General features: G+C 71.9%; 25 protein-coding genes and 1 pseudogene. 14 read left to right on the forward strand and 12 right to left on the reverse strand.

The features are described 5' to 3' along the window. The first annotated feature begins 44 nt into the window (after positions 1–44). Positions 45–644, forward strand: coding sequence for an isochorismatase family protein (locus ABZV77_RS14785; protein WP_356255571.1), 600 nt, complete (start codon positions 45–47; stop codon positions 642–644). On the opposite strand, the gene ABZV77_RS14790 is transcribed toward ABZV77_RS14785, so the two are convergent. After that, complete coding sequence (locus tag ABZV77_RS14790) at positions 631–2,004, reverse strand: HEAT repeat domain-containing protein (protein WP_356255574.1); 1,374 nt, start codon at positions 2,002–2,004, stop codon at positions 631–633. The genes ABZV77_RS14785 and ABZV77_RS14790 overlap by 14 nt on opposite strands. Positions 2,005–2,157: 153 nt before the next feature. On the opposite strand from ABZV77_RS14790, the gene ABZV77_RS14795 reads away from it, so the two are divergent. The 3 genes from ABZV77_RS14795 to ABZV77_RS14805 all read left to right on the forward strand — a co-directional run bounded on the left by ABZV77_RS14795 (position 2,158) and on the right by ABZV77_RS14805 (position 5,879). Further along, on the forward strand, positions 2,158–2,931 hold the full coding sequence (locus tag ABZV77_RS14795; RefSeq protein ID WP_356255577.1) for a glucose 1-dehydrogenase: 774 nt from the start codon (positions 2,158–2,160) through the stop codon (positions 2,929–2,931). Positions 2,932–3,170: 239 nt separating this feature from the next. Then, positions 3,171–4,574, forward strand: coding sequence for an amidohydrolase family protein (locus ABZV77_RS14800; protein WP_356255580.1), 1,404 nt, complete (start codon positions 3,171–3,173; stop codon positions 4,572–4,574). Between the two features lie 153 nt (positions 4,575–4,727). Continuing rightward, a complete protein-coding gene (locus ABZV77_RS14805) occupies positions 4,728–5,879 on the forward strand; it encodes a serine hydrolase domain-containing protein (protein ID WP_356255583.1) in 1,152 nt (383 codons plus the stop codon). Positions 5,880–5,998: 119 nt separating this feature from the next. On the opposite strand, the pseudogene ABZV77_RS14810 reads toward ABZV77_RS14805, so the two are convergent. Beyond that, positions 5,999–6,913 (reverse strand): annotated as a pseudogene (locus tag ABZV77_RS14810) (alpha/beta hydrolase); the annotation flags it as partial. A gap of 125 nt (positions 6,914–7,038) precedes the next feature. On the opposite strand from ABZV77_RS14810, the gene ABZV77_RS14815 reads away from it, so the two are divergent. Next, on the forward strand, positions 7,039–7,680 hold the full coding sequence (locus ABZV77_RS14815; RefSeq protein ID WP_356255586.1) for a GNAT family N-acetyltransferase: 642 nt from the start codon (positions 7,039–7,041) through the stop codon (positions 7,678–7,680). A gap of 35 nt (positions 7,681–7,715) precedes the next feature. Continuing rightward, on the forward strand, positions 7,716–8,579 hold the full coding sequence (locus ABZV77_RS14820) for a PaaX family transcriptional regulator C-terminal domain-containing protein (protein WP_356256068.1): 864 nt from the start codon (positions 7,716–7,718) through the stop codon (positions 8,577–8,579). Here ABZV77_RS14820 and ABZV77_RS14825 read toward each other — a convergent pair. Then, positions 8,576–9,811: a lactonase family protein gene (locus ABZV77_RS14825; protein WP_356255589.1), complete on the reverse strand. Its 1,236-nt coding sequence runs from the start codon at positions 9,809–9,811 to the stop codon at positions 8,576–8,578. The two genes, ABZV77_RS14820 and ABZV77_RS14825, sit on opposite strands and share 4 nt — an antisense overlap. Positions 9,812–10,098: 287 nt before the next feature. Between ABZV77_RS14825 and ABZV77_RS14830 the strand changes: the two genes are divergently transcribed. Beyond that, complete coding sequence (locus ABZV77_RS14830; protein ID WP_356256071.1) at positions 10,099–10,791, forward strand: TNT domain-containing protein; 693 nt, start codon at positions 10,099–10,101, stop codon at positions 10,789–10,791. An 8-nt stretch (positions 10,792–10,799) separates the two neighbouring features. Then, a complete protein-coding gene (locus ABZV77_RS14835) occupies positions 10,800–11,033 on the forward strand; it encodes a hypothetical protein (protein ID WP_356255592.1) in 234 nt (77 codons plus the stop codon). A gap of 31 nt (positions 11,034–11,064) precedes the next feature. Here the strand turns inward: ABZV77_RS14835 and rpmF are convergent, their stop codons facing one another. Further along, a complete protein-coding gene (gene rpmF, locus ABZV77_RS14840) occupies positions 11,065–11,235 on the reverse strand; it encodes a 50S ribosomal protein L32 (protein WP_356255595.1) in 171 nt (56 codons plus the stop codon). A gap of 214 nt (positions 11,236–11,449) precedes the next feature. Between rpmF and ABZV77_RS14845 the strand changes: the two genes are divergently transcribed. From ABZV77_RS14845 to ABZV77_RS14855, 3 genes are all read left to right on the forward strand, one after another. Further along, positions 11,450–12,286, forward strand: coding sequence for a MerR family transcriptional regulator (locus ABZV77_RS14845; protein ID WP_356255598.1), 837 nt, complete (start codon positions 11,450–11,452; stop codon positions 12,284–12,286). Continuing rightward, complete coding sequence (locus ABZV77_RS14850) at positions 12,283–13,524, forward strand: glycosyltransferase (protein ID WP_356255601.1); 1,242 nt, start codon at positions 12,283–12,285, stop codon at positions 13,522–13,524. The genes ABZV77_RS14845 and ABZV77_RS14850 overlap by 4 nt, the downstream gene beginning before the upstream one ends. Positions 13,525–13,635: 111 nt before the next feature. Then, a complete protein-coding gene (locus tag ABZV77_RS14855; protein WP_356255604.1) occupies positions 13,636–13,887 on the forward strand; it encodes a hypothetical protein in 252 nt (83 codons plus the stop codon). A gap of 7 nt (positions 13,888–13,894) precedes the next feature. Here ABZV77_RS14855 and ABZV77_RS14860 read toward each other — a convergent pair whose 3' ends face one another. The 3 genes from ABZV77_RS14860 to ABZV77_RS14870 are packed head-to-tail and all read right to left on the reverse strand — an operon-like array spanning position 13,895 to position 16,804. Then, positions 13,895–14,911, reverse strand: a complete 1,017-nt coding sequence (locus ABZV77_RS14860) for a glutathione S-transferase C-terminal domain-containing protein (RefSeq protein WP_356255607.1) — start codon at positions 14,909–14,911, stop codon at positions 13,895–13,897. Next, on the reverse strand, positions 14,908–15,243 hold the full coding sequence (locus ABZV77_RS14865; RefSeq protein WP_356255610.1) for a hypothetical protein: 336 nt from the start codon (positions 15,241–15,243) through the stop codon (positions 14,908–14,910). The genes ABZV77_RS14860 and ABZV77_RS14865 overlap by 4 nt, the downstream gene beginning before the upstream one ends. A gap of 55 nt (positions 15,244–15,298) precedes the next feature. After that, positions 15,299–16,804 carry a cytochrome P450 gene (locus ABZV77_RS14870; RefSeq protein ID WP_356255613.1) on the reverse strand — a complete coding sequence of 502 codons (1,506 nt, stop codon included), beginning with the start codon at positions 16,802–16,804 and terminating at the stop codon, positions 15,299–15,301. 108 nt (positions 16,805–16,912) lie between these two features. On the opposite strand from ABZV77_RS14870, the gene ABZV77_RS14875 reads away from it, so the two are divergent. Next, the gene (locus tag ABZV77_RS14875; RefSeq protein WP_356255616.1) at positions 16,913–17,521 is read left to right on the forward strand and encodes a helix-turn-helix domain-containing protein; all 609 of its coding nucleotides are present in this window, start codon (positions 16,913–16,915) and stop codon (positions 17,519–17,521) included. Here ABZV77_RS14875 and ABZV77_RS14880 read toward each other — a convergent pair. Together ABZV77_RS14880 and ABZV77_RS14885 are read right to left on the reverse strand one after the other, a co-directional pair. Continuing rightward, the gene (locus ABZV77_RS14880; RefSeq protein WP_356255619.1) at positions 17,511–18,161 is read right to left on the reverse strand and encodes an HAD family phosphatase; all 651 of its coding nucleotides are present in this window, start codon (positions 18,159–18,161) and stop codon (positions 17,511–17,513) included. The two genes, ABZV77_RS14875 and ABZV77_RS14880, sit on opposite strands and share 11 nt — an antisense overlap. 5 nt (positions 18,162–18,166) lie before the next feature. Next, a complete protein-coding gene (locus tag ABZV77_RS14885) occupies positions 18,167–18,925 on the reverse strand; it encodes a DeoR/GlpR family DNA-binding transcription regulator (RefSeq protein WP_356255622.1) in 759 nt (252 codons plus the stop codon). 73 nt (positions 18,926–18,998) lie between these two features. Here ABZV77_RS14885 and ABZV77_RS14890 point away from each other — a divergent pair, with 73 nt between their 5' ends. Then, positions 18,999–20,219, forward strand: a complete 1,221-nt coding sequence (locus tag ABZV77_RS14890) for an MFS transporter (RefSeq protein ID WP_356255625.1) — start codon at positions 18,999–19,001, stop codon at positions 20,217–20,219. On the opposite strand, the gene ABZV77_RS14895 is transcribed toward ABZV77_RS14890, so the two are convergent. Both ABZV77_RS14895 and ABZV77_RS14900 read right to left on the reverse strand, forming a co-directional pair. Next, complete coding sequence (locus tag ABZV77_RS14895) at positions 20,174–20,641, reverse strand: hypothetical protein (protein WP_356255627.1); 468 nt, start codon at positions 20,639–20,641, stop codon at positions 20,174–20,176. The two genes, ABZV77_RS14890 and ABZV77_RS14895, sit on opposite strands and share 46 nt — an antisense overlap. Beyond that, the gene (locus tag ABZV77_RS14900; protein WP_356255629.1) at positions 20,641–21,225 is read right to left on the reverse strand and encodes a hypothetical protein; all 585 of its coding nucleotides are present in this window, start codon (positions 21,223–21,225) and stop codon (positions 20,641–20,643) included. The genes ABZV77_RS14895 and ABZV77_RS14900 overlap by 1 nt, the downstream gene beginning before the upstream one ends. Before the next feature lie 175 nt (positions 21,226–21,400). On the opposite strand from ABZV77_RS14900, the gene murJ reads away from it, so the two are divergent. Next, positions 21,401–23,002 carry a murein biosynthesis integral membrane protein MurJ gene (gene murJ, locus ABZV77_RS14905; RefSeq protein ID WP_356255631.1) on the forward strand — a complete coding sequence of 534 codons (1,602 nt, stop codon included), beginning with the start codon at positions 21,401–21,403 and terminating at the stop codon, positions 23,000–23,002. Positions 23,003–23,035: 33 nt separating this feature from the next. On the opposite strand, the gene ABZV77_RS14910 is transcribed toward murJ, so the two are convergent. Then, positions 23,036–24,403: a GH1 family beta-glucosidase gene (locus ABZV77_RS14910; RefSeq protein ID WP_356256074.1), complete on the reverse strand. Its 1,368-nt coding sequence runs from the start codon at positions 24,401–24,403 to the stop codon at positions 23,036–23,038. Positions 24,404–24,440 lie beyond the last annotated feature (37 nt).

Here is a 24,440-nt window from a genome sequence, read left to right on the forward strand (position 1 = left end):
GTCTCGCGTCTCGTAGGGATGATGGCGGGGTGACGAACCCGCCGATGCCCACGCAGCCCATCCCGTCCCTCGCCCCCGACCAGGCCGTCGCGCCCGTCCAGGCACTGATCGTCGTCGACATGCAGAAGGCTTTTGTCGACGGCGACGGCGCCGTGCCCGACGTGGAGCGCCTCCTGGAGAGCGTGCGGGGGCTGTTGGCCAGGGCGCGCGAGAGCGGCGCGGTCGTGATCCAGCTGCAGAACGACGGGGAGCCCGGCACCTCCGACGAACCGGGCACTCCCGGCTGGGAGATCCACCTGCCCGTCGACACGGACCGGGGCGAGGTCCTCCTGCGCAAGACCGTCGACGACGGCTTCGAGGAGAGCCCGCTCGAAGGGCTGCTGCGCGACGCCGGAGTGAAGGAACTCGCCGTCTGCGGCGTGATGTCGGAGATGTGCGTGCGGGCGACCGCGAGCACCGCCCTGGAGCTCGGCTTCCGCGTCGTCCTGCCGCACGACGCCCACGGGACCTACGACATCCCGGCCGCCGAGGGCATCAGCGACGTGGTGCCCGCGGCGACGGTGTCGCGCGTCGCGGAGTGGACCCTCGGCGACGAGGTCGAGATCGTCGCGCGGGCGGCCGACGTGGGCTTCACGAAGCCGTAGCGGAGGCCGCGGCCGCCGCGTCCCGCCGCCGCCACTTCCAGTGCAGGAGTGCACTGGCCCGGTGGTCCTCCTCGAAGCCCGGACCGAGAGGGCCCACACGTTCGTACGCCTCCTCGGTGCGCGGGTCGTCGCGGCGGGCCAGCCCCCATGCTGCCTCCAGACGCAGGATCTGGTCGTCCTCGTCCAGCATCGCCATCAGGGCGTCCGTGACGGCGGGCCCGCGGTCGGCGGAAGCGGCCAGGATCTCGGCCGCCCTCCTGCGCACAGCGGCGTCCGGGGCCTCGATCATCAGGACCAGCGCCCGGGTGACCTCGGACCGCAGGACCTCATCGTTCGCGCCCACCGAGCAGGCCCTGAGCCGGACTTCCGTGTCCGGGTCGCGGGTGAGGACGAGCAGCGCGGCCCTGCCCGCCGGGGAGCGCCGACCGCCGTCGTCCGTGAGGAGGGCGTCCGGCACTTCGCGGCGTACGCGCGGGTCGGGGTGGTCGGCGTGGCGGAGCCCGGCGGCCTCCAGGTCCGGGTGTTCGTACTCCGTGAGCGCGCCGAGCACCTTGGCGAGGACCGCGCTGTCCCTCTCCTCGGCGGACCAGGCGACCAGGACCTCGGTCTCCCGCTCGCCGTAGCGGGGACGGTCGCAGTCGACGAACGAGCGCGTCCGCAGACAGTCGGCGACGAACCGGCGGCGGGCCGGGTCCGGGTGGTGGCGGTGGGCGACCAGGGCCGACCAGGTCTCGTCGCTGCGACGGTCGACGAGGACCCAGCAGACCGCCGACCAGTCGGCATGCTCCTCGTCCGGCGTCCGGACGGCACGGGTGACCAGTTCGTCGACGGGGGTCGGGATGCGGAAGGCCCATTCCAGCGTGCTCAGCACGGCGCCGTGCCCGGCCCGCACGACGCGCCCGCCGAGCGAGACCTCATCGACCCAGTCGTACGCGTCGTCGGTGACCCGGACCGTGGTGGCGGACCCCGCCGCACCGGTCCTGCGCCGCAGCCCCTCGACCGCCCCTGTTCCGTACCAGTCCGCGGCCAGGGCGATGAGCCGTGCCCGCTCGGATTCCGGCAGCCGCAGCCGGGGCTCCCTGCCGAGCACGGCCGCGAAGACCGCGTGCGAGCCGCCGTCGACCGCACGCCACAGCGGCGTGGTCCCGTCGGGCAGCACCCGGTCCGGGTCGGCCCCGCCCTCCACCAGGGCTTCGGCGACCGGCGCGTCGTACGCCGCGACCGCGACACACAACGCGGGCAGCCCGCTCCCGTCCACCGCGTCCGGATCCGCCCCGTCGTCCAACAGTGCCCGCACCGCCTCGACATCCCTGGCCCGAACCGCCGCCATGAGTCGCACACCGAGCCCGTTCTCGTCCATGCACCCGCCCCCTGATCCGGACCGAGTCTCGGACCGGTCCGGGCGGCCCCGCAAGTGAGTTGTCACTGTGGTTGTCACTGTGGAGGAGCACTGTGGGGGATCTCATGATCTTTGAGGGGTGTGATCCCGGCCTGTACGGGTTTTACTCACCGCATGACCGAATCGAATGGAATGCTGGCCGGCAAGGCCGTCATGATCACGGGGGCTTCGAGCGGGATCGGCGAGGCCGCCGCACGGCTGTTCGCCGCCGAGGGGGCGGCGGTCCTGCTGATGGCCCGCCGCGAGGACACACTGAAACAACTCGCCCGCGAGATCAACGACTCGGGCGGCCGCGCGGCGGTGAGCACCGGCGACGTCGCGGACGCCGACGACGTCCAGCGCGCCGTCGACGCCACGCGCGAGCACTTCGGCGCCCTGGACGCCGCGTTCAACAACGCGGGCTATGCGGGTACGGAACTTGCGCCGCTGCACGTGCTCGACCAGGCCGTCTTCGACCGCACGATGGACGTGAACGTCCGCGGCACCTGGAACTGCCTGCGCTCGCAGATCCCGGTCATGCTCGAAGCGGGCAAGGGCGCGATCGTCAACACGGCAAGCACGGCGGCGATGGTCGCCACCGGGGCACCCGTGCCCTACGTCGCCGCGAAGCACGCGGTGCTCGGCATGACCAGGGCCGCCGCGGCCGAGTACGCCGCGCACGACATCCGCATCAACACGCTCGTCGTCGGCACCACCCGCACGGAAATGATCAGTCACGCGGTCGAGGCGCATCCGGAACTGGAGCAGGCCTTCGTCGCCCGCCAGATGCAGAAGCGCATGGCGGACCCGGTCGAGATCGCCCAGGCGGCCCTGTGGCTGTGCAGCGACCGCGCGTCGTTCTCCACGGGGACGGCGCTGGCCGTGGACGGCGGGATGACGTCCAACTGAGCCACTTCGAGGGCGGGCTGATCGATTTCGCGCCACGCGGTGCCTGGGGCCCATCGACGCAGGCCATACGGCTGCGCGGATCAGGCCGTGGTGCGAGTCGGTCGGCGGATTGGCGGGGATTCACGCCGGGAGCACCGGAGTTGGACACCTTTCGTCATCCGCATCGCGGAATTTGAATTCCGGACCATGGGCTGATTCTGGACTGACGACGGCGCCGCGCCCGGCGATATAACGCCGCAATGACCTCACAGAAACCATCCCGCCCCAAGCGCCGCAGCGTCCTCGCCGGTGCCGGTGGAATCTCCCTCGCCGCTGTCTCCGGAGCCACCGGATCGGCGGCCGCCGGAACCGACCGCCCCGGGCGAACGACCCTGCTCCGGGGCGCCGCACTCGTCCTGACCATGGACCCCCACATCGGTAAGGGGGAGCTCGGCCTGCTCGAAAATGCCGACGTTTTGTTGCGGCACGGAAAGATCGCAGACGTCGGTACGGATCTGGAGGCGCCGTCGGACGCCCGGGTGCGGGACGTCTCCGGCCGGTTCGTGCTGCCGGGGTTCGTGGACATCCACAACCACCTGTGGCAGTCCAGCATCAGGGGCGGCTGCTCGGACCAGGACGTGGTCGGCTGGCTGAAGACGTGCAACCGCCCGACGCTGCCGAAGATCGACGCCGCGGACATGTACGCCTTCGTCCACCTGTCCGCACTCGATGCCCTCCAAGCGGGCGTGACCACTCTGGTCGACTGGGTGCACGCGATCCCGTACGCGACGAGCGAGCAGTACGTGCAGGCTCTGGACGACGCTGGGCTCCGCTTCGTCTACGCCATGGCCGCCTTCGAAGGCGCGGAGGAACAGGTCCGCGTTGTCAAGGAGAGGCTCATCGATCCGCTGCCGCTGGCCTCCGCCCAGGTGGCGGTGCACGCGCGCAGGGATGGCATCGCGTCGCTGCGCGCCTCCTGGAAGCAGGCCCAGGAGTTGGGGCTGATGCTCAACTCGCACGTGCTGGAGCACCGTACGGACCGCGACGACGAACAGATCCGGACCTTGCGGGAGATCGGTGCATTCGGCCCCGACCTGCTGATGAACCACGCCATACACCTGAGCCGCGAGGAGATCGCGCTCCTCGGCGACCACGACGTACGGGTGGCGCACTGCCCGCTGAGCAACATGCGTCTCGCCTCGGGCGTCATGCCGCTGCCCAAGATGCACAGGGCCGGGGTGAAGGCGGGCCTGGGCCACGACGGCGGAACCAACGACACCTCCGACATGTTCGCTCTCATGAAGGCCGCGGTCGGCCTCCAACGGGCCGTGCACGAGGACCCGCAGATCCACCCGACGCTCCCCGCCGTACTCCGCATGGGCACGATGGGCGGCGCCGAGGCCATCGGCATGGCCGACCAGGTGGGTTCGCTGACCCCCGGCAAGCGCGCCGACGTCCTCGTCCTCGACCCGGGCACCTTGAACTTCGCCCCCCGCTTCGACTGGACGAGCCAGATCATCCTCAACGGCCAGCCGCACAACATCACCGACGTCTACGTGGACGGCAGACTGCGCAAGACCGGCGGCGAACTCGTGGGCGTGGACACCGAGAAGGTGGTCCAGGCGGCGGAACGGGCTGCGACACACCTGCCCACCGCTCCCTGACCTGGGAGAGGGGCCGCGCAACGCGGCTCGTGGGCCGACCGAGGTGGGGGCAGCCCCAGTAGTGCTCCTGTGGCTGCCCGGATGGTGCGCCCGTGCGGGCCGCCAGCAGGCTGGACTCCGCTGCCACAGCCCCGTACCGGAGGAAGGCCCCTCATGTCGAAGCGCTCTCACCGTCGGCGGATCACGGCGGTCGCCGTGTCGGGCGCGGCCGCCCTGGTCCTGGCGGGCACACTCCCAGCGTCCGCCGCGCAGACCCGCGTCGCCGGGCCGGTCCAGCGAGGGCTGGACCGGCTGGTGCAGGACGACGGCTACCCCGCCGCGCTGGCCGCTGTCACCAGCCGCGACGGGCGCACCCGCAACGCCGTCGCGGGCGTCTCGGACCTGCGGACCGGGGCAAAGGTACCGGTCGACGGGCAGGTGCGGGCCGCGAGCAACACCAAGTCCTTCACCGCCGTCGTCGTCCTGCAACTCGTCGGCGAGGGCAAGGTCGCCCTGGACGCCCCGGTCGACACCTACCTGCCGGGGCTGCTGCGCGGCGACGGCATCGACGGCCGCCGCATCACGGTGCGTCAGCTGCTCCAGCAGACCAGCGGACTGCCCGACTACGTCCAGTACCTCGACGACCTGGTCGGCAACCGCCACCGCTACCACGAGCCCCGGGCACTGCTCGACCACGCGCTCCGGCACAAGGCGACGTTCCCGCCCGGCACGGACTGGCAGTACAGCAGCACCAACTACGTGGTGGCCGGGCTGCTCGTCGAGCAGGTCACCGGCCGCCCGGTGGGCGAGGAGATCACCCGCCGGATCATCGACCGCGCAGGGCTGCGGCGCACCTACTTCCCGGCCGTGGGCGACCAGGGCATCCGGGGCGCCCACCCGCACGGCTACGTCGCGTCGGAGCCGGGTGCGCCGCTGCTGGACGTCACCGAGATGGACCCGTCCGTGGCCTGGGCCGCCGGTGCCCTGATCTCCACCCCCAGCGACCTGAACCGCTTCTTCGGCGCCCTGCTCGGCGGCAAGCTGCTGAAGCCCGCTCAGCTCGCCCAGATGCGCAGGACCATGGAGCTCCCGGCCGACTCCGGGTACCCGGCGGGCACCCGGTACGGGCTCGGTCTGTTCAGCCGCCCGCTGAGCTGCGGCGGCCTGTTGTGGGGGCACGACGGCGACGTCCTCGGCTACTCGACCTTCCCGGCCGCGACCGACGACGGCCGCGCCGCCACCATCGCCGTCACCGCCTTCCCGGGCTCCGACAACGAGGGCCGCCACGACGCCGAGCGCCTGCTGGACACCGCGCTCTGCAACTGACCGGAGAGGAACTGCCGTTGGCTGTCCAGGAATCCGTCCGCGAAGAGCGAGTGCGGGGAGAAGAGCGCGGTGAGGGTCGTCCTGAGCTCCGACCGCTCGATGGCCTGCTTGAGCAGCGAATGGGTCGCGTCCGGGTAGCGCTCAACCGTCAACGAGCCCGCCGCGCCCAGCACCTCGCGGTAGACGCGCTCCGTATCTGCGGTGTCCACGTTGACGTCATGGCCTGCGAGGGTCAGCAGCACCGGTACGCCGCGCAGGGCGCGGAGGTCCTGAGTGGCATCCGCGGTGTGGTTCTTCGAGATGAAGCCCCAGCGACCGGCGGTCATGCCGTCCGCGTCGCCGCCCATTGCACTGACGTACTCCTCGAAGGTCGCGCGGCGCCCCAGCAGTCGGCGAGTGGCGTCGCTCTTGGCGACCTCCGCCTTGATGCGGGCTGCTGACGCGCCGTCGGCGCGCAGCTCGGCGAGGAGGTTGTAGCGGCCCTGCTGGAGCCAGTTGATCGCGGGCGAGACGGCGATGACGAAGCTCACCGGTGTCTTCGCGGCGATCTTCGGCAGGACCCAGCCCGCCTGGCTGGCGCCCCAGAGCCCGATCCGGTCGCCGTCGATGTCCGGGCGGGCGCGTGCCCAGGCGATCGCGGCGGCCGCCTCGTCGGCCCGGTCGGCCATGGACTGGCCGAGCCAGTCGCCGGGCGCGCCCGCGACGCCGGGCTTGTCCCAGGACAGGGAGGCGTACCCGGCCTTGGCGTTCGCCTCCCACATGGGCTTGTAGCCGTCGTCGTGGGTGGCGTCGACAGGGCCGTCGCCGTGGACGTACACGACCAGTCCGTGGCGCTTGCGGCCGTCCTTGGGAGTGGCCAGAACGCCCTTGAGGGTGCGGCCGCCGTGGCGGATCGTGACCCGCCGCTCGTCCATGTCGTACGAGTTCTGCCACAGCACGACACCGACGAGGCCACCGGTCACGACCAGGATCGCGACGAGTGACCATACGGCGATGCGGAGCCCGCGCCGTCGGGGTCGGGTCTTCGGACACATGGGATGGCTGCCTCCGTCCGGTAGGGAGTAGGTACTTAAACTATCGTTTCGAGTACGACCGTAGAGATTGCGATAGATTTGAGTCTAGGATGGAGGAGAAGTCGGAGGGAGAAAGGGGGCACAGCATGGGACTGGAAGCGGCAGAGCCCGGGGGCGGGGCCGGGCCGGTGACAGTGCGGCGGGGCCTTCCGGACGGAGCCGAGCGGCGGGCGGCCGAGCTGTACTGGAATGCCTTCGGCCGCAAACTCGGGCCCGCCCTGAACCCGCCGCGCAAGGCGGTGCCGTTCATCGCCGCCCACCTGCACGCCGATCGCGCGGTCTGCGCACTCCTCGACGGGCAGCTCGTCGGCCTCGCCGGATACCAGCACGGCGGGCGGGCCCTGACCGGTGGATCGGCTCGGGCCGTGCTGCGCGCGTACGGACACCTGCGAGGACTGCACCGGCTTCTGCTCCTCGCCCTGTTCGAACGTCACCCGGCCCCCGGGCAGCTCGTCATGGACGGCATCGCCGTGCACCCGGACATGCGCGGCCGGGGCGTCGGGAGCCTGCTCATCGAGGAAGTGGCCGCCATCGCGGCGGAGCAGGGCTGCCGGGAGATCAGACTGGACGTGATCGACACCAACCCGCGCGCCAGGGCCCTGTACGAGCGACGCGCATTCACGGCCGTACGCACCGAGCGCACGCCCTACCTGCGCAGGCTCCTGGGCTTCGGCGCGGTGACCACCATGCACCGCACCGTTGCGGGAAGAAGGGCGAGAAAACTGTGAGCACCGAGGCCGACCGCGTCGAGGTCCCCACCCGCATGCTCGTCCATGCGCTGATCCGCGAGGACGGCACCGTCGGCGCGGACGAGCTGTACACCGTCGCCAACACCCTGGGCATGAGCGACCAGCAGGTACGACTGTGCGTCAAACGCCTCGTCGCCGAAGGCCGCTTCACCCACGAGGGCCGGGGCCGCAAGGCGCAGCTGCACGCGACCCCGGACACCACACGTGCCCTCGCGCCCAACGCGGACTTCCTGCGGCACGCATTCCAGCAGGACGCCGGGACCGCACCCTGGGACGGTGTCTGGCACCTGGCCGCCTTCGCGGTGCCCGAATCGGCACGCACCGCCCGGGACACCCTGCGCGAGACGCTCGTCCACCTCGGCGGCGCCCCGCTCCAGGGCGGCCTGTACGTCTGCGCCAACGCATGGGAGCCGTACGTCGAAGAGGCGGCCCACCGCCTCGGCGCCCACGGCGCGCTCACCCTCCTCAGCGCGACGGACCTGCGCAGGGGCGACACCCAGGAGCCTGCCGAACTCGCCCGCCAGCTGTGGCCCCTGCAAGAGATCGCCGACCGCTACCACCGCCTAGGCCGCGTCGCCCGGCCCCGCCTCGCCCGGCTCAAAGGACCGGCCGAACTCTCCTCGTCCGCACTCCTCACCATCGCCGTCGAACTGGCCGCCGAACTCACCCGCGCCATGGACCCCGACCCGCTGCTGCCACCCCAGCTCCTGCCCCGGCCCTGGCCCGGCACCCGGGCCCGGGAGCACATCGCCCGGTGCTGGGCGGCCCTGTACGAACGCGAACGCGACCGCGACCAGAGCGAAGCCCGCCCGGCCCTCTTCCGCCTCTACGCCGACATCACCCGAGAAGCGGCAGCAGCCTGGACTGGTTCCGGCTAGAGAGGCAGCGCGCACACCGCGAGCGGCGCGGCGAACGGCTTTCCCGCGAGGCGGAGCGCGCCGCTCTCCCCGTCGACCTGGAAGACACTCACCGAACTCGACTTCTGGTTCGCGGCGAACAGCAGCCGCTGGGACGGCGAGAACGCGAGCTGCCGCGGGAAGTCCCCGCCGACGGAGACCGTGTCGAGGAGCCGCAGCCGGGCTCCGTCGCCCTCGACCGCGTACCGCGCGATGCTGTTGTGCCCCCGGTTGGCGAGGAAGGCGAAGCGGCCCTCGCGCGTCACCAGGATCTGGGCCGGATAACTGGTGCCCTCACCCGTGCCGGTCGACTGAGGCTCGCCGGGCGTGAGGCGGCCGGTGGCGGAGTCGTACGCGCAGACGACGACCGTGTTGTCCAGCTCGTTGGCGAGGTACGCGAAGCGCCCCGACGGGTGGAACGTGAGATGGCGCGGACCCGCGCCCGGCCGCAGGCTCGCGTACGAGACGCGGCTGAGCCTGCCCGCCTTCTCGTCGAGACGGTAGGTGTAGACGGTGTCGTTGCCGAGGTCGACGGCGAGGACGTGGCGGCCGTCCGGAGAGGTGCTGATCTGGTGGGCGTGCGGCCCCTGCTGGCCGGGGCCCGGCTGCGGTGAGGAGTGCGTGACCAGGTCCGTCCGCTCGCCGAGCGCTCCCGACGTCCCGATGGGGTGGACGGCCACGCTGCCGGAGCCGTAGTTCGCACTGAGCAGCCAGCGGCCGCCCGGGTGCACGGAGAGGTGACAGGGGCCCGCGCCACCGGTGTCCCGCGTGCCGAGGACGTCGTGCTCGCCGGTGGGGGAGAGCGCGACGGCGGTCACCCCGCCCTTCTCCCGCTCGTTGACCGCGTAGAGCGTGCGGCCCGACGGATGCAGCGCCAGGTAGGACGGGTCGGGGACGCCGCCGAGCGTGCCGGTGCCGGTGATGCGGCCCGTCGCGTCGTCGTACGTCGCCAGGCCGATGCCCGAGCCGCCGCCCTCCTGCGAGGTGTACGTCCCCAGGAACAGCTGACCCTCGCTGCGCGGGCGGTGGACCACGTCGGAGGCAGTGTTGGGGCGGGTGTGGCCGGAGGGCTCCCGGCCCGCCCGGTCCGGCGAGGCGCAGGCGGAAGTGGAGGCCACCGCCGCGGTGGTGGCCGCCCCCACCAGCGCACCGAGGAACCGCCGCCGCCCCGGGCCGCTACCGGAACCCGCGCCCGACTCTGCTCCGCTGCTCATACCTGCACCTCGTGGGTCGGTGGTGACGGATGTGGCAGACACAGTGCCCCGTACCTGAGCGACCGGACAAGAGGCACGCGCGTCGGCGCGGCGGCAGGACCGTGCGGGGAGCGGCAGGGGCGGTGCCGGGCGGCGACGGCAGCGACCGGAATCGGCCAACGAGGGCGAACATCACGGCGACTTGACCAGAGGGAACAGCAGAGAGCCACCACTCCGATACGGTGTGCGAGCGATCGTTGCCAACTGCACGCAGATGCTTGAGGAGTTGCCGAGTGGACCACAGCCGTGTGATCCGGATCCGTACTGTCCTGGCCGCGCTGGGTGTCGCGGGCGCCATGGCGGCCGCACCCGCCGCGAGCGCTGCGGCCTCCGCTGCCCCCGCCGCCCCCGCGCCCTCGGCGGCCGCCGGGGGCGCGGCGCACGAGCCGTGCACGGGGGAGTTCCACGGTGACGCCCGCCTCGGCCCGGCCTGGCTGCCCAAGAAGTGGCAGCGCCCCGTCGGCCCGCTCCTGAAGGACTGGAAGCGGACCGGCAAGCTGTCCCCGAAGGCCTTCCTGAAGAAGTACTGGGAGGGCCCGGCCGACACCGGCAGCTGGAAGTATCCGCCCAACGACGGCTTCGACACCGTCAACGGCCAGGTCGACAAGCACCGTGAGCTCCTGGAGGAGGGCGAGGAGCTGGACCGCTTCGGCTCGGAGTTCGGGGGATACCTCGCGCCTGCCGGAGACCCCTACGCGAAGCGCGCCCTGCCCCCGCAGAACCTCAATACCCGCGATGCCGCCTTCGCCTGCGACTACCGCGTCTACGAGGTGAGCAAGCCGTTCCACGTCTGGCAGGGCAGCATCGCCCCCTGGTTCGAGCAGCCCGGCCACGGCCAGCAGATCAAGCTGGACCCGGCCTTCCTGGACCCGGGCGAGGGGCAGCGGCTGAACGTGAAGTGGCTGCTGGAGCACGGCTACCTCGAGCCCGCGAACGACTGAGCGCCCGAGTGGACGTCAGGGAAGCGGCGGCGGCTCTGCGCGATGCCCGGGTCGCCGACGGCTACTACTGGATCGACGGCGTCCACGAGCCTGCCCCCACGCCCCCCGACTTCGTCTATCTGCGCAGGGTCGAGGGCGGGGAGTGGGAGGTCGGAACGTACGAACGAGGCGTGCACCAGCCCCTCGCCCGGTACGCGGACGAGGCGGCCGCCTGTGCGCATCTGCTGCGCCAGCTGACCTGACCCGACCCGACCGCGCGTGTGTGTCGTGCCGTCAGTTTTCCGGGCGCAGCAGCCCTCGCTCGTATGCCTTGACCAGCCGCTGCGGCACCATGTGCGGCACGCCGTCGACCGTGACGGGCACCAGTTGCACGGTGGTGGCCTTCCACTGGGCGCGGCGGTGCCGGGTGTTGCTGCGGGACATCTTCCTCTTGGGTACGGCCATGAGGTCCTCCGGGTGGGGGGGGGCGGTATTCGGGAACGGTGATCGGGTGCGATCACTCGAACGCTATATGAAAATGGATCCCATTAGCAATTGAGGGGGCGGGGAGGGTCCGGGAGAGAGCCGGGGAAGGCGATGGCCCGTCGGGTCCGGCCGCCCCGGTTGACCCTCACGTCGCGTCAGGCTTCAAGCTGGGCGTCGACGAAAGGCGAGGTCCATGAGTTACACCGTCGGTCAGGTCGCAGGCTTTGCGGGCGTCACCGTCCGCACCCTGCACCACTACGACCGGGCCGGGCTGCTCGCGCCCGGTGGACGCAGCGCAGGCGGCTACCGCCTCTACAGCGAAGCCGACCTGGCCCGGCTGCAGCAGATCCTCTTCTACCGCGAGCTCGGCTTCACCCTCGACGAGATCGCCGAGATCCTGACCGATCCGCAGGCCGACGCCCTCGGCAGGCTCAAGGCCAGGCGCCGGGCGCTGCGTGAGCAGATCGACAAGCTGGAGCGCCTGGTGGAGGTCGCCGAGCGGGCGATGGAGGTGCATCAGACCGGGGTGGACCTCGATCCCCGGGAGCGGTTCGAGGTGTTCGGCGAGATCACTTTCGATCTCAGCTACGCCACCGAGGCGGAGTTGAAGTGGCAGGACAGCGCCGGGCATCGCGCGGCCATGCGGAGCGCCGCCGAACACACCAAGGAGGACTGGGCGGACCTCATGGGTGAGGCCGCGCAGTGGCGGGAGGAGCTGCTCGACGCCTTCGACGCCGGGGTGACTGCGGAGAGCGAACGGGCCCTGGAGCTGGCCGAGGCGCACCGGCAGCACATCGCCCGCTGGTTCACGCCGTGCCCGCCCGAGATGCACCTGCGCATCGCGGACGACTTCGCCGACGACGCCCGCGCGTTCGCGCTCGTCGTGCCGCCGTCCCAGCAGCGGCCGGGGCTCGCCGCGTATCTGCGTACGGCGGTACGGGTCAATGCCGAGCGTCGCAGGGGACCTCAGGCTCGACCTGAGACCGAGGGTAACCCTCACGCTAAACCTGAGGTTGAGAGAATCCGATGACACACGTTCTGATCACCGCGGCCGGATCCTACGGCGATGTCGCCCCCTACACCGGTCTCGGCTTCCGGCTCCGCGCGGCCGGGTACGACGTCGCGCTCGCCACCCACGGCTCCTTCGCGCCGCTCGTCGAGGCCGCGGGCCTGCGGTTCCGCGAGCTGCCCGCCGGTCCGGCCGGTGGGAAGCGTGCGGGCGCGGAGAGCGCGGGCGCGCCGGGTGCGGGCGGCCGCAAGGAACTCATGCGGTCGGCCTCGGCCTTCGTGCGAGAGCTGGGGTCGGGGCTGGTCGACGCCGCCGTGCGGGGTGCCGACGTCCTGGTGCTCTCCACGACCACGGCTCCGCTCGGCTGGCAGCTGGCCGAGGCGATGGGCGTACCTGCGGTGGGGGCCTACCTGCAGCCGACGCATCCCACCCGGGCGTTCCCGCCGGTCGTCGGCGGCACGCGATCGCTCGGCGGCTTCGGGAACCGCGCCCTCGGCGCCTTCTCCCTGCGCATGGTCGACCGTGTCTACGCCGACGCGGTACGCGACCTGCGGGCCCGCCTCTCCCTGCCCGCCGCAACGCCGCGGAGCGTCCGCGCCCGACAGGAGCGGGCGCAGTGGCCGGTGCTGCACGGCTTCAGTCCGGCCGTCGTGCCGAGGCCCGCGGACTGGCGCCCCGGACTCGACGTCGTGGGCAACTGGTGGCCGCACCACGATCCTGCCGACCGGCTGCCGCCGGAGCTCGACGACTTCCTGCGGGCCGGGCCGCCGCCGGTGTTCATCGGGTTCGGCAGCATGGCGGGAGGGGACGGGGAGCGGCTGAGCGGGATCGCGGTGGCGGCGTTGCGCGCTGCCGGGCTGCGCGGGGTGCTGCAGGCGGGCCGCGCGGGGCTCGTGGCGTCCGGCGACGACATCCTGACGGTCGGAGAGGTGCCGCACGCGCTGCTGTTCCCCAGGGTGGCCGCCGTGGTGCACCACGCGGGGGCGGGTACGTCGGCGGCGGCGCTCCGTGCGGGTGTTCCCGCCGTCCCCGTGCCGGTCACCGCCGACCAGCCCTTCTGGGCCGCCCGGCTCGCCTCTCTGGGCGCGGCGACCGCTCCCGTCCCGTTCAAGAACCTCACCGCACCCGGCCTGGCCGACGCGCTCGGTCGCGCCGTCCGCGAGGCTGCGTACACGAGCGCTGCCGAACGCATCGCCCGGCAGATGGCGACGGAGGACGGTGCCGGGCATGTGGTCAAGGCGGTCGAGCGGGCGCTCTAGCTCCGTCTCCTAGCCTCGCGTGCCGTCTCCCCGCCGTCGGCCTTCGGGCCGGTAGCCCGAGCGGCCGACTGGCGAGGCGGGTTCGCGGGTTGCCGTGGAAGAGTTCCGGATATGACCGAAAGCTTCCTGTACATGGCGAATCCCCGGATCACGGTCCTCGGGGTCCAGCCCGGCTGGCCCCCGTTCCGCATCGTGGAGATCGACGGAGAGGTGGTGGGCAAGGCCAAGAGCGTCACGGACGTCCTCGACGCGGCCGCCATGGCAGGCATCACCGTGCACGACCTCGACGACCCGGACACCGTGCGCTGGGTGGGCGGTGACAAGTTCACCTGGAAGCCCGACAAGGAGCCGACAAGGCCGTGACCGCGGCTCAGGGGCGCCCCGTCTCCGGCACCTCCTCCCCGGAGGGGACGGGCCCCGGAGGAGTGCCGTCGCCGAACGGGCGCCCGCCCAGCTCCTCGCGGTGATGCGGCGTCAGCCAGCCCGAGAGGTCCGGGCCAAGCGGCACGATGCCGGTCGGGTTGATGCCCGTGTGCACTTGGTAGTAGTGCCGCTTGATGTGGTCGAAGTCGATGGTGTCGCCGAAACCGGGGGTCTGGAACAGATCCCGGGCGTACGCCCAGAGGACGCGGTCCTCGGACAGCTTCCAGAGGTTGCACTTGAAGTGGCCGTGGTAGGCGGCGTCGAACCGCACGAGCGTGCAGAACAGGCGGATGTCGGCTTCGGTGAGCGTGTCCCCGACGAGGTACCGGCGGTTCGACAGGCGCTCTGCGGTCAGTTCGAGGCGGCGGAAGACATCGGCGCACGCCGATTCGTAGGCCGCCTGGTCGGGGGCGAAACCGGTCCGGTAGACGCCGTTGTTGACGTCGCGGTAGATGCCCTCCATGACGGTGTCGATCTCGTCGCGCAACGCCTCCGGGTACAGATCCGGCGCCCCCTCGCGGTGCAGGGCCGTCCACTCCGTGGCGAAGTCCGGCGTGATCTGCTGGAAGTCGTTCGTGACCAGCTTGCCGCTCGGCACGTCCACGAGCGCGGGAACGCTGACCCCGCCGGGATAGCCGCTCTCCCGGGCTTCGTACGCCTCACTCAGGAAGCGGATGCCGAGCACCGGGTCGCGGTCGTCGGGATCCAGCGTGAACCGCCAGCTGCGGTCGTCCTGGATCGGGTCGGTGACGGCCAGGGACACGGCGCTCTCCAGGCCGAGCAGCCGTCGCGAGATGAGTGCACGGCCCGCCCAGGGGCAGGCCCGGCTCACCACCAGGCGGTACCGCCCCGCCTCGACCGGCCAGCCGTCCCTGCCGTCCGCCGTGACCCGGTCGGCGAAGTGGCTCTTGGAGCGCTTGAACTCCTTGTGTCCGTACGAGGCATTGCCCTTCTCCGCGCTCATGACTGGCTGCCCTCGCACGCGCAGGAGTGCGTCATCGGCGTCCGCCCGGCGGGCGGGCCCGGATCCGCGGAGCGCGGGGGAGGCGGCGCGAGGTCGTAGATCCGGTCGATCAGCACTGCTTCGTTGCCCGCGAGGCCCGCGCGGCGCAGTGCCTCGTCGGCCTCCGCGATCGGCCCCGCGAGCAGCGTCGCCGCGGCCACCGGGGAGACCGACGCGGAGTCGGAGAGCGTGGCGCGCGCGGTGTGCAGCAGGCGCAAGCAGGCCTGGGCGGCGAGCAGTTCCTCGGACGTCGTGCCGGTCATGTCGAGCGACTCCTCTGCGCTGGGTGGCATGGTGGCATCGCGGGATGCCACCTCCACTCTTGCGCACGGGTCTGACAATGGCGCCTCACGCAGTCCGGGCGCGGCGGGTGAGCCGCAGGGTGAGGCCGTCCGGCATCAGGGTGAGCCGCTCCGCGATGCGCAGCCGGTAGGCCGGATCCGCGTGCAGGTCGTAGCGGCGAAGCAGCAGTCCGAGCACCAAGGTCGCCTCGTGCAGGGCGAACTGACGCCCGATACAGGCGCGTGCGCCGGTGCCGAACGGCTTGAAGACATGAGCGGGCCGTGCGCGTACGGCCGAAGGGGCGAACCGGTCGGGGTCGAACTCCTCGGGGTGCTCGCCCCACGCGGCCGGATCGCGGTGCAGCATCGTCGCGAGAACCAGCGCCCACGCGCCGCGGCGCATCGGGTGCTCGCCCCCGAGGGTGGTGTCCACGCGCGCCTCACGGGCGAATCCCGGAGCGGTCGGCCACAGCCGGAGCGACTCGTCGAGCACCCGGCGCAGATAACGCAACTTGGCCACCTGCTCGTACGCGGGCTCTTCCGCGGCGCCCCAGACCTCGTCGACCTCGGCCCGCGCGCGGGCGAGCACTTCCGGGGAGCGCGACAAGTAGTGCAGCGCGAACGACAGCGCGCCGGACGTCGTCTCGTGCCCGGCTACCAGGAAGGTGATGACCTGCCGGCGGATGTTCTCCGGAGTGAGCCGTTCTCCCGTCTCCGGGTGGGCCACTTCCAGCATGCGGTCGAGCAGGTCGCCGCTACCGACAGCACCGGAGTCCGAACGGCCCTCGGTGCGGCGGGCCGCGATCACCGCGTCGACGGTGCGGTTGAGGTAGGCCATGTCGGCGTCGTTGCGCCGGTCGGCGCCGCGCAGCACGAGCGGGGTCAGCAGCGGCGGCACGACGTTGCGCCGTTGGGCGAAGGAGAGCGTCCCGACCATGGCCGACACGAAGGGATGCGGCGCGGACCGTTCGAAGGAGCCGAAGTCGTGCCCGAAGCCGGTGCGGGCGATCGTCTCCAGCGTCAGCTTCGTCATGTCGCCCGGCACGTCCACCGCCCGGCCCGCCGCCTCGCGCTCGTCCCAGCGCGCCGTCAGCTGTCGTGCGACGTCCAGCATCAGCGGGTGGTAGCCGCTCATCGCGTCGCGGCTGAAACCGGGGGCCAGGATGTCGTGCGCCAGCTGCCAGTTGGGTTCGTGGTTGTACGCCGTGAAGAGGCCGTCGCCCGCGACCGGCCGGAGGTTGGCCACGCCCAGGCCCACGTGCTTGGCGAACCGCGACTCGTCGGCCATGTCCGCGGCGAGCTCGGCGCCCCACACGAAGACGAACTCCTTGCCGAACGCCTTGCGCCGGAAGATCGGCCCGAGCTGGTGGGCCATCTTCATGGAGTCCTGCAGCGGCGTGCGCACGTTGGCGCCCAGGATGTCGCCGAGCAGCGGGAGCCGGCGCGGCGGATGCGGTATCCGGTGCAGCTCGGGCCAGCCGAGTTCGGCGCTGCGGAAGCCCTTCGGGGGAGCGGCAGGAGCGCGCTGCCCGTCAGGACCGTTCGCCGCCGCGGACCGCGTCGTCTGCGCCATGTGCCCATCTCCCTTGTCCGACGGGCCCGTTGGGCCTGTTGTACGTGGATTCAATAGGAGATCCCAGTCTGGTGCCCCTATTGAATTCGCGTCAAGTAAGGTGCCTGCATGGCCGCGAATCCCCAGGAGCGCACGCGCCGCAGACTGAGTACCGAGGAGCGGCGTGAGCAGCTGCTTTCGGTCGGGGCGCGGCTCTTCGCGCAGAAGCCGTACGACGACGTGTGGATCGAGCGGGTCGCGGAGATCGCCGGCGTCTCACGGGGGCTTCTGTACCACTACTTCCCGACCAAGCGGGACTTCTTCGCCGCCGTGGTGCACCGGGAGAGCGAGCGCATGCTGCGCCTTACGGCGGCGGAGCCCGGCCTGCCGGTGCACGAGCAGATCAGCACCGGCCTCGACGCGTTCCTCGGGTACGTGGAGAGCCACGCACAGGGTTTCCGCGCCTTCCACCGGGCCGAGGCGGCGGGCGACCCGCTGGTCCGCGAGGTCTACCGCAACGGTCTCGCCGCGCAGGAGCGGCAGATCCTCGCGGCCCTCGCCGCGGACCCGGACGCCGCGGACATCACCCAGGACCTGCCCGCGCTGCGCCTCGCGGTGCGCGGGTGGCTCGCGTTCATGGTGGCGGTCTGTCTGGAGTGGCTCGAGGAACCGGAGCTGACGCGGGAGCAGGTGCGGGACCTGTGTGCCAAGGCCCTGCTCGGCGCGATCACGCGCTGAGGCGGAGCACCTCGCGCAGTCGGGCGGGCGTCGTGAAGAGGTGCCCCTGAATGCCGACGGCCTCGGCGGCGCGGATGTTGTCCTCGCGGTCGTCGACGAAGAGGATGCGGCCGGGAGCGGCGCCGAGGGCGTCCAGGCACCAGCGGTAGGCGTCGGGTTCGGGCTTGGCGTGGCCGATGCGGCAGGAGAAGGCGCACACCTGGAAGAGCTTGAGCCAGGAATGCCGCTCTTCGTAGTGGGCGGCCAGCTCCTCGGGGATGTTGGAGAGCAGTGCGATCGGTTGCCCCGCGGCCGCCAGCTCCTCCAGGAGGGAGACCATGGTGGCGTCGACGGCGCTCCAACTGGCGAGGTCGGCCTCGACGAGCCGCGCGATCCGGGCGTCGTCGAAGTCGGCGCCGAGCGCATCGGCCACCTGCCGCCAGTACGCGGCGCCGGTCACGTCCCCGCGGTCGTACGGCTGGCGCAGCCCCCAGTAGGCCTCCCAGAAGGCCGGGGCGGGCCCGCCCGCGATGGCGGCCAGACGCTCCTTGCCGTCCTCGGACTGGTGGCGTGCGATGACGCCGAACATGTCGAAGAGCACGACGTCATGCGCGGCGGCGGGGTCGCGGTGGCTGTCGTTCGTGTCGTTCGTGTCGTTCATGGGGGTCATACCTTTCGTACGGTCACGCCCGCCGCGGTCAGTGCGTCGGTCTCCGCGTCCGGTGCCGCGTCGTCCGTGACGACGGCGTGCAGGGCGGCGGCGGGGGTGACGAAGGCCAGGGCGGTACGGGAGAGCTTGGCGGCGTCCGCGACGGCGATGACGCGGCGGGCCGAGCCGATCGCGGCGCGTTTGACGGCGGCATCGTCCAGGTCGTAGGCGGTGAGGCCGTCCGCGGCGGTCAGTCCGCAGCAGCCGATCACGGCGGTGTCGAAGCGCAGGGCGGCCAGGGACGCGGTGGTCAGCGGGCCGGTGAGGGCCAGCTCGCCGGGGCGCGGGCGGCCGCCGGGCACCAGCAGCGTCACCTGCGGAGCGGCGGACAGGGCGTTCACCGCGTGCAGGGACAGTGGCATCACGGTCAGTCGGCGGTGTTCGAGGGCGCGGGCCACCTCCAGGCAGGTCGTGCCGCTGTCGACGACCACGGACTCCCCGTCCGCGATCAGCCCGGCCACCGCGGCGGCGATGCGCCGCTTGACCGCCAGGCCCTCCTGCTCCCGCAGCGCGAACGGCGGTTCCTCGCCGCGCAGCAGGAGGCTCCGCGCCCCGCCGCGGTAGCGCTCGAGAACGCCCTGCTCCGACAGGGCCTCCAGGTCGCGGCGGATGGTCATCTCGGAGGCGCCGGTGAGCTCGGCGAGCTCCGCGACGCCGATCCGCCCCGCTTCGCGCACGGCGTCGGTGATCTGCCTCAGTCGATCTGTACTGGCCACACCCATATCAAACATCAAAACTGTTCGAGAATCAAACTTCCGAACATTGAATCTGTTCGTTATGTTCGAAGGCATGGACAGAACACTGCGATCCGGCCGACTGGCCACCTTCGCCTACTTCGCGTTGAACGGCTTCCTCATGGGCATGTGGATCGTCCACATCCCCGCCGTGGAGGACCGCGCAGGGATCAGCCACGCCGTGCTCGGCTGGCTCCTGTTGCTGCTCGGAGCGGGTGCCTTCGTGGGCATGCAGATCGTGGGGCCGCTGACCGACCGGCTCGGCGCCCGTACCGTCGTGCCCGTCAGCGCGGCCCTGTGCGCCGCGGCCGTGGTGCTGCCGGGACTGGCCACGAACGTATGGGCGCTCGGGGCGGCCCTGCTCGCCCTCGGCCTCGGCAACGGCTGTCTGGACGTCAGCATGAACGCCCACGCCGTGCAGGTCGAGCGCGGCTACCGGCGGCCCGTCATGTCCGCCTTCCACGCCACGTTCTCCATCGGCGGCGTCCTCGCCGCGCTGGTCGGCGCCCGCACGCTCAGCTGGGGCTGGAGCCCGGCGGCGACCCTCGGCGCGGTGGCGCTGCTCGGCGTCGCGGCCGCTGCCTTGTCCGCCCCCGCGCTGCTGCGCCCCGAACCCGCATCCGAACCGGCGCAGGAGTCGCAGGAGTCGCAGGAGTCGTCGGGATCGCCGACGCAGGCACGGCGCGGCACCCCGCGCCGGATCTGGGCCCTTGCCGCCCTCGCCCTGATGCTCATGCTCTGCGAGGGCGTGGCGAACGACTGGAGCGTGCTGCAGCTGCGCGACGTACTCGACGCGCCCGCCGCGACCGCCGCCCTCGCCTATGGTGCCTTCGCCACGGCCATGACCGTCGGCCGTCTGCTCGCCGACCGCGTGGCCGCGCGGTTCGGTCCGGTGGCCATCCTCCGGTACGGCGCCGCCGTTGCCGCGGTCGGCCTGACCGCGGCGGCCCTGTCGCCCTGGATCCCGCTCGCCCTGGCGGGCTGGACCGTGTTCGGCGCGGGCCTCTCCGGCTGCATCCCCCAGCTCTTCAGCGCCGCGGGCCACGCGGACCCCGACGCCGCGGGGGCCAACGTCTCCCGCGTCGCGGGGCTCGGCTACCTCGGCATGCTCGCGGGCCCCGCGGTCATCGGCCCGCTGACCCACTTCATGCCGCTCAACCTGACCTTCTTCCTGCCGGTCGCGTTCTGCGTGATCGCGGCCTGCGCGTCGGGCATCCTGCGGGAGAACCCTCAGGTGGCGGGGAACCCCGACCGGAAGTGCTCCAGCAGCGTCTGACGCGATGCGGCGGTGGCGAGCCGGTCGGCCACCCAGAGGTAGAAATCGTCGGCGAGCTCGTCCAGCCAGTCGTACGCCGGGTCGAAGGGGCCGGAATCCGCTGCCGCATAAGGGAGTTCGAACTCCGGGTCGCCCCCGGAACCCGTGCCCGAACCCGAGACGGTGAAGCGGCGGGTGCCGTCCGGCAGAGACGCCTGCCGGACGGAGACCGACGCGCAGTCCCAGCGCCGCGCCCCGAACTGCAGCCAGAGCGTCCCGTCTCCCGCCCCGGCGCCGTACAGCGCCGCGGCCGCCTGTTCGCCCTCTCCGGGAAGGTGCACGAAACCGTGGCAGCTGCCGCCGGGTGCGGGGGAGAGGAGCCCCGAAGCGGGGTCCAGGTCCCACACCCGGCCGTGCCGGTCGTAGTCCGACAGACGCGTCATCAGCCGCGCGGCTCCAGGCCGAGCTCGCGGTCCACGGCGGCGCTGCTCCGGGTGGCGGCCGCGATGACCGCGCGCCAGTTGCCGTACTTGGCGTACTGCTGATCAGCCGTCGGGCCCAGCGGGTTGCCGTACTTCTTCATGTTGCGTGCCTCCAGGGCCTGCACGGCCTCGGGCGACATGCCCGCGCGCGTGATGTCCTTGGCATCGTTACGCATGTCCACCAGCGTGCGGGCGATCTCCTCGTCCGAACTGCCCGCCGCATGCATCCGGTCGGCGACGTCCTCCATGGTGTCGAGCAGCTGGTGGTAGCGGATCCGGGTCTCGCGCGCCTGCGCGCGCTGCTCCGGGGTCATCTCCCGGATCATGCAGACGGCGGGATCGCTGCTGGTGCACGGCTCGTCGACGGCGGCGGCCGGTGCGGCGATCGTGGCCGCGGCGGGCGCCTGGGCCGCATGGGCCTGCCCCGGGGCGACGAGGAAGCCGCTCGCCGCGGTGAGCAGGGGGAGCAGGAAGAGGACGACGAAGCGGGTCAGGGAACTGCCGCGGTGGACCGTTGCCGCGGCAGCGGGCACGGATGTCGACATGGGGAGTGGGTCTCGCTTTCTTGCCTGCTGGGTGTACGAGTTGGGGTGAAACGGACGTTACGGCGGCACGTCGAGGTCACGCGCGTGCGGCGGCGACGCGTACGGGTGACCGTGCGAAGATCAAGTGCATGGAATTCGAACCCGCCCGCGAGGAAATACCCGGGGTGCTGCCGACGTGGTGACCCTCGCGCGCTCCTCGCTCCTCATGGCCTTCGGGACCGTGGTCTCCCGCGCCACCGGCCTGATCCGGCAGGTCCTCCAGGGCGCCGCCCTCGGCACCGGACTTCTCGCGGGCACGTACAACACCGCCAACACCGTCCCCACCAGCCTCTACACCCTGCTCATCGGCGGCGCCCTGAACGCCGTCCTGGTGCCCCAGCTGGTGCGCGCCCGCGCGAACGACGCCGACGGCGGGACGGCGTTCGAGCAGCGACTGATCACCCTCGTCGTCTGTGTGCTCGGCATCGGCACGGCCCTCGCGGTGTGGGCGGCCCCGCAGATCGTGAGTCTCTACATGCGGGACACCGCCGAGAACCACGCGGCGTTCGAGCTCACCGTCGTCTTCGCCCGGTTCCTGCTGCCCCAGATCTTCTTCTACGGGCTCTTCGCGATCCTCGGACAGGTCCTGAACGCCCGCGAGAAGTTCGGCGCGATGATGTGGACCCCCGTCCTCAACAACGTCGTGCTCGTCGCCATGTTCGGCGCCTATCTGGGCCTGATGACCGTGCCCGACAGCGTCGACGACATCACCGCGGCCCAGGTCAGACTCCTCGGCATCGGCACCACCATCGGCATAGCCCTGCAGGCCCTCGCACTCGTGCCGTACGTGCGCGCCGCGGGCCTGCGCTTCAGACCACGCTTCGACTGGCGCGGCACCGGCCTCGGCAAGAGCGCACGGGCCGCCCGCTGGACGCTGCTGCTCGTCCTCGCCAACCAGGTCGCGCTGACCGTCGTCACGAACTACGCCAACGCCGCCGACCGGACCCTGCCGAAGGACGGCGTCGGCTACACCGCATACTCCTACGCGCAGACGATCTGGCTCCTCCCGCAGTCCATCGTCACCGTCTCCCTGGTGACCGCGCTGCTGCCCCGGATGAGCAAGGCCGCGGCCGAGGGCCGGACCGCCGACCTGCGCGGCGAGCTGTCCCGCGCGTTGCGCATCACCGGCACGGTGATCGTGCCCGCCGGATTCTTCTTCCTCGCCTTCGGGCCGCAGACCGCCGAGTTGCTCTTCGCCCACGGCGCGTCCGACGCCGCGGCCACCGAGCCCCTCGGCCACATGCTCCAGGCGTTCGGCATCGGCCTCATCCCCTTCTCGGCGCAGTACCTCCTGCTCCGCGGCTTCTACGCCTACGAGGACACCCGCACCCCGTTCTGGATGGCGGTCTGGGTGGCCGGAGTGAACATGGCCCTGGCCACCGCCTGCCACCTGCTGCTGCCCGCACGCTGGGCGGTCACCGGCATGGCCGCCGCCTACACGCTGTCGTACGCGGTGGGGCTGCTGCTCACCGCGCGGCTGATGCGCCGCCGCCTCGGCGGCTATCTGGACGGCCGCCGACTGTCCCGCACCTACGGGAAGTTGATCCTGGCGTCCGCCCTGGCCGGTGCCCTCGGCTGGGCCGCCGCCCGCGCGGGAGCCGAGGTGACACCGACCGGCACCACCGCGACGGCGCTCACTCTCACGGCCGGCGCCGTGACGATGGCGGTCGGCTATCTCGTCCTCGCCCGCCTGCTGCGCATAGGGGAGGTACGGATGCTGCGCGGCCTGCGCGGCTGAGACCGCGCAGCATCCCTGTCGAAGGACGGGCCGTCAGGCGGCCCGCGCGGTCCCGTGGCGGTGGGCCCGGACGAGGTCCGCGTAGTGGCGGCCGCTGCCCTTGACCGTGCGGCGCTGCGTCGCGTAGTCGACGTGGACGAGGCCGAAGCGCTTGTCGTAGCCGTACGCCCACTCGAAGTTGTCCAGGAGCGACCACGCGTAGTACCCGGCGAGTGGGGCGCCCCGGCGGGCCGCACGCGCACAGGCCGCCAGGTGCGCGCCCAGATAGCGGGTGCGCTCCACGTCGTCGATCGTGCCGTCGGCGCGGACGACGTCGGGGTACGCCGAACCGTTCTCGGTGACGTACAGCCGACGTGCCCCGTACTCCTCGGTCAGCCGCATCAACAGGCTCTCGATGCCGCTCGCGTCGATCTCCCAGTCCATGCCGGTGTGCGGCACCTCGGGCCGGTACACCTGGCGGGCGAACGGCGCGGGACCGGTGGGATCGTCGGCGACGACGGCCGGGAAGTAGTAGTTGAGGCCCAGCCAGTCCAGCGGCTGCGCGATGGTCGCGAGGTCACCGGCCCGCTCCGGCAGGTCGACGCCGTACACCTCCCGCATGTCGGCGGGGAAGCCGAGGCCGTGCAGCGGATCGAGCCACCAGCGGTTGGTGTGTCCGTCGACCCGGCGGGCGGCGGCGACGTCCTCGGTCCGGTCGGAAGCGGGCTCCACGGGGGAGAGGTTGTTGACGATGCCGACCTGCGCGCGGGGCACCGCCGCGCGGATCGCCTGCGTGGCCAGACCGTGCCCGAGCAGCAGGTGGTAGGAGGCGCGCACGGCGGCCGTCAGATCGGTGAGGCCCGGCGCCATGCGGCCCTCCAGATGGCCGATCCAGGCGGAGCACAGCGGTTCGTTGAGCGTTGCCCAGTGCGGGACGCGGTCGCCGAGCCGTTCGGCCACCACCGAGGCGTACGCCGCGAAGTGCTCGGCGGTCGCACGCTCGGGCCAACCCCCGCGGTCCTGCAGCGCCTGCGGCAGGTCCCAGTGGTAGAGGGTCGCGTTCGGGGTGATGCCCGCTTCCAGGAGGGCGTCGACGAGCCGGTCGTAGAAGTCGAGGCCCGCCGCGTTGACCGGTCCGTCGCCCCCGGGCACGATGCGCGGCCAGGCGAGCGAGAAGCGGTAGGAGTCGACGCCGAGCTCCTGCATCAGCGCGATGTCCTCGGGCCAGCGGTGGTAGTGGTCGCAGGCCACGTCGCCCGTGTCCCCGCCGTCGATCGCGCCCGGGGTGCGGGCGAAGGTGTCCCAGATCGAGGGTGCGCGGCCGTCCTCGTCGACGGCCCCCTCGATCTGGTACGCCGATGTGGCCACGCCCCACGCGAAGTCCCGGGGGAGCGCGGAGAGGTCCACGGAGGAGGAATCCAAGGAGGAGGGGTCGGTCACGGAGTTCCTTTCGGGGAGG

The organism is Streptomyces sp. NPDC004732 (genome assembly GCF_040609235.1).
In the GTDB taxonomy this organism is placed as follows: Bacteria; Actinomycetota; Actinomycetes; order Streptomycetales; family Streptomycetaceae; genus Streptomyces.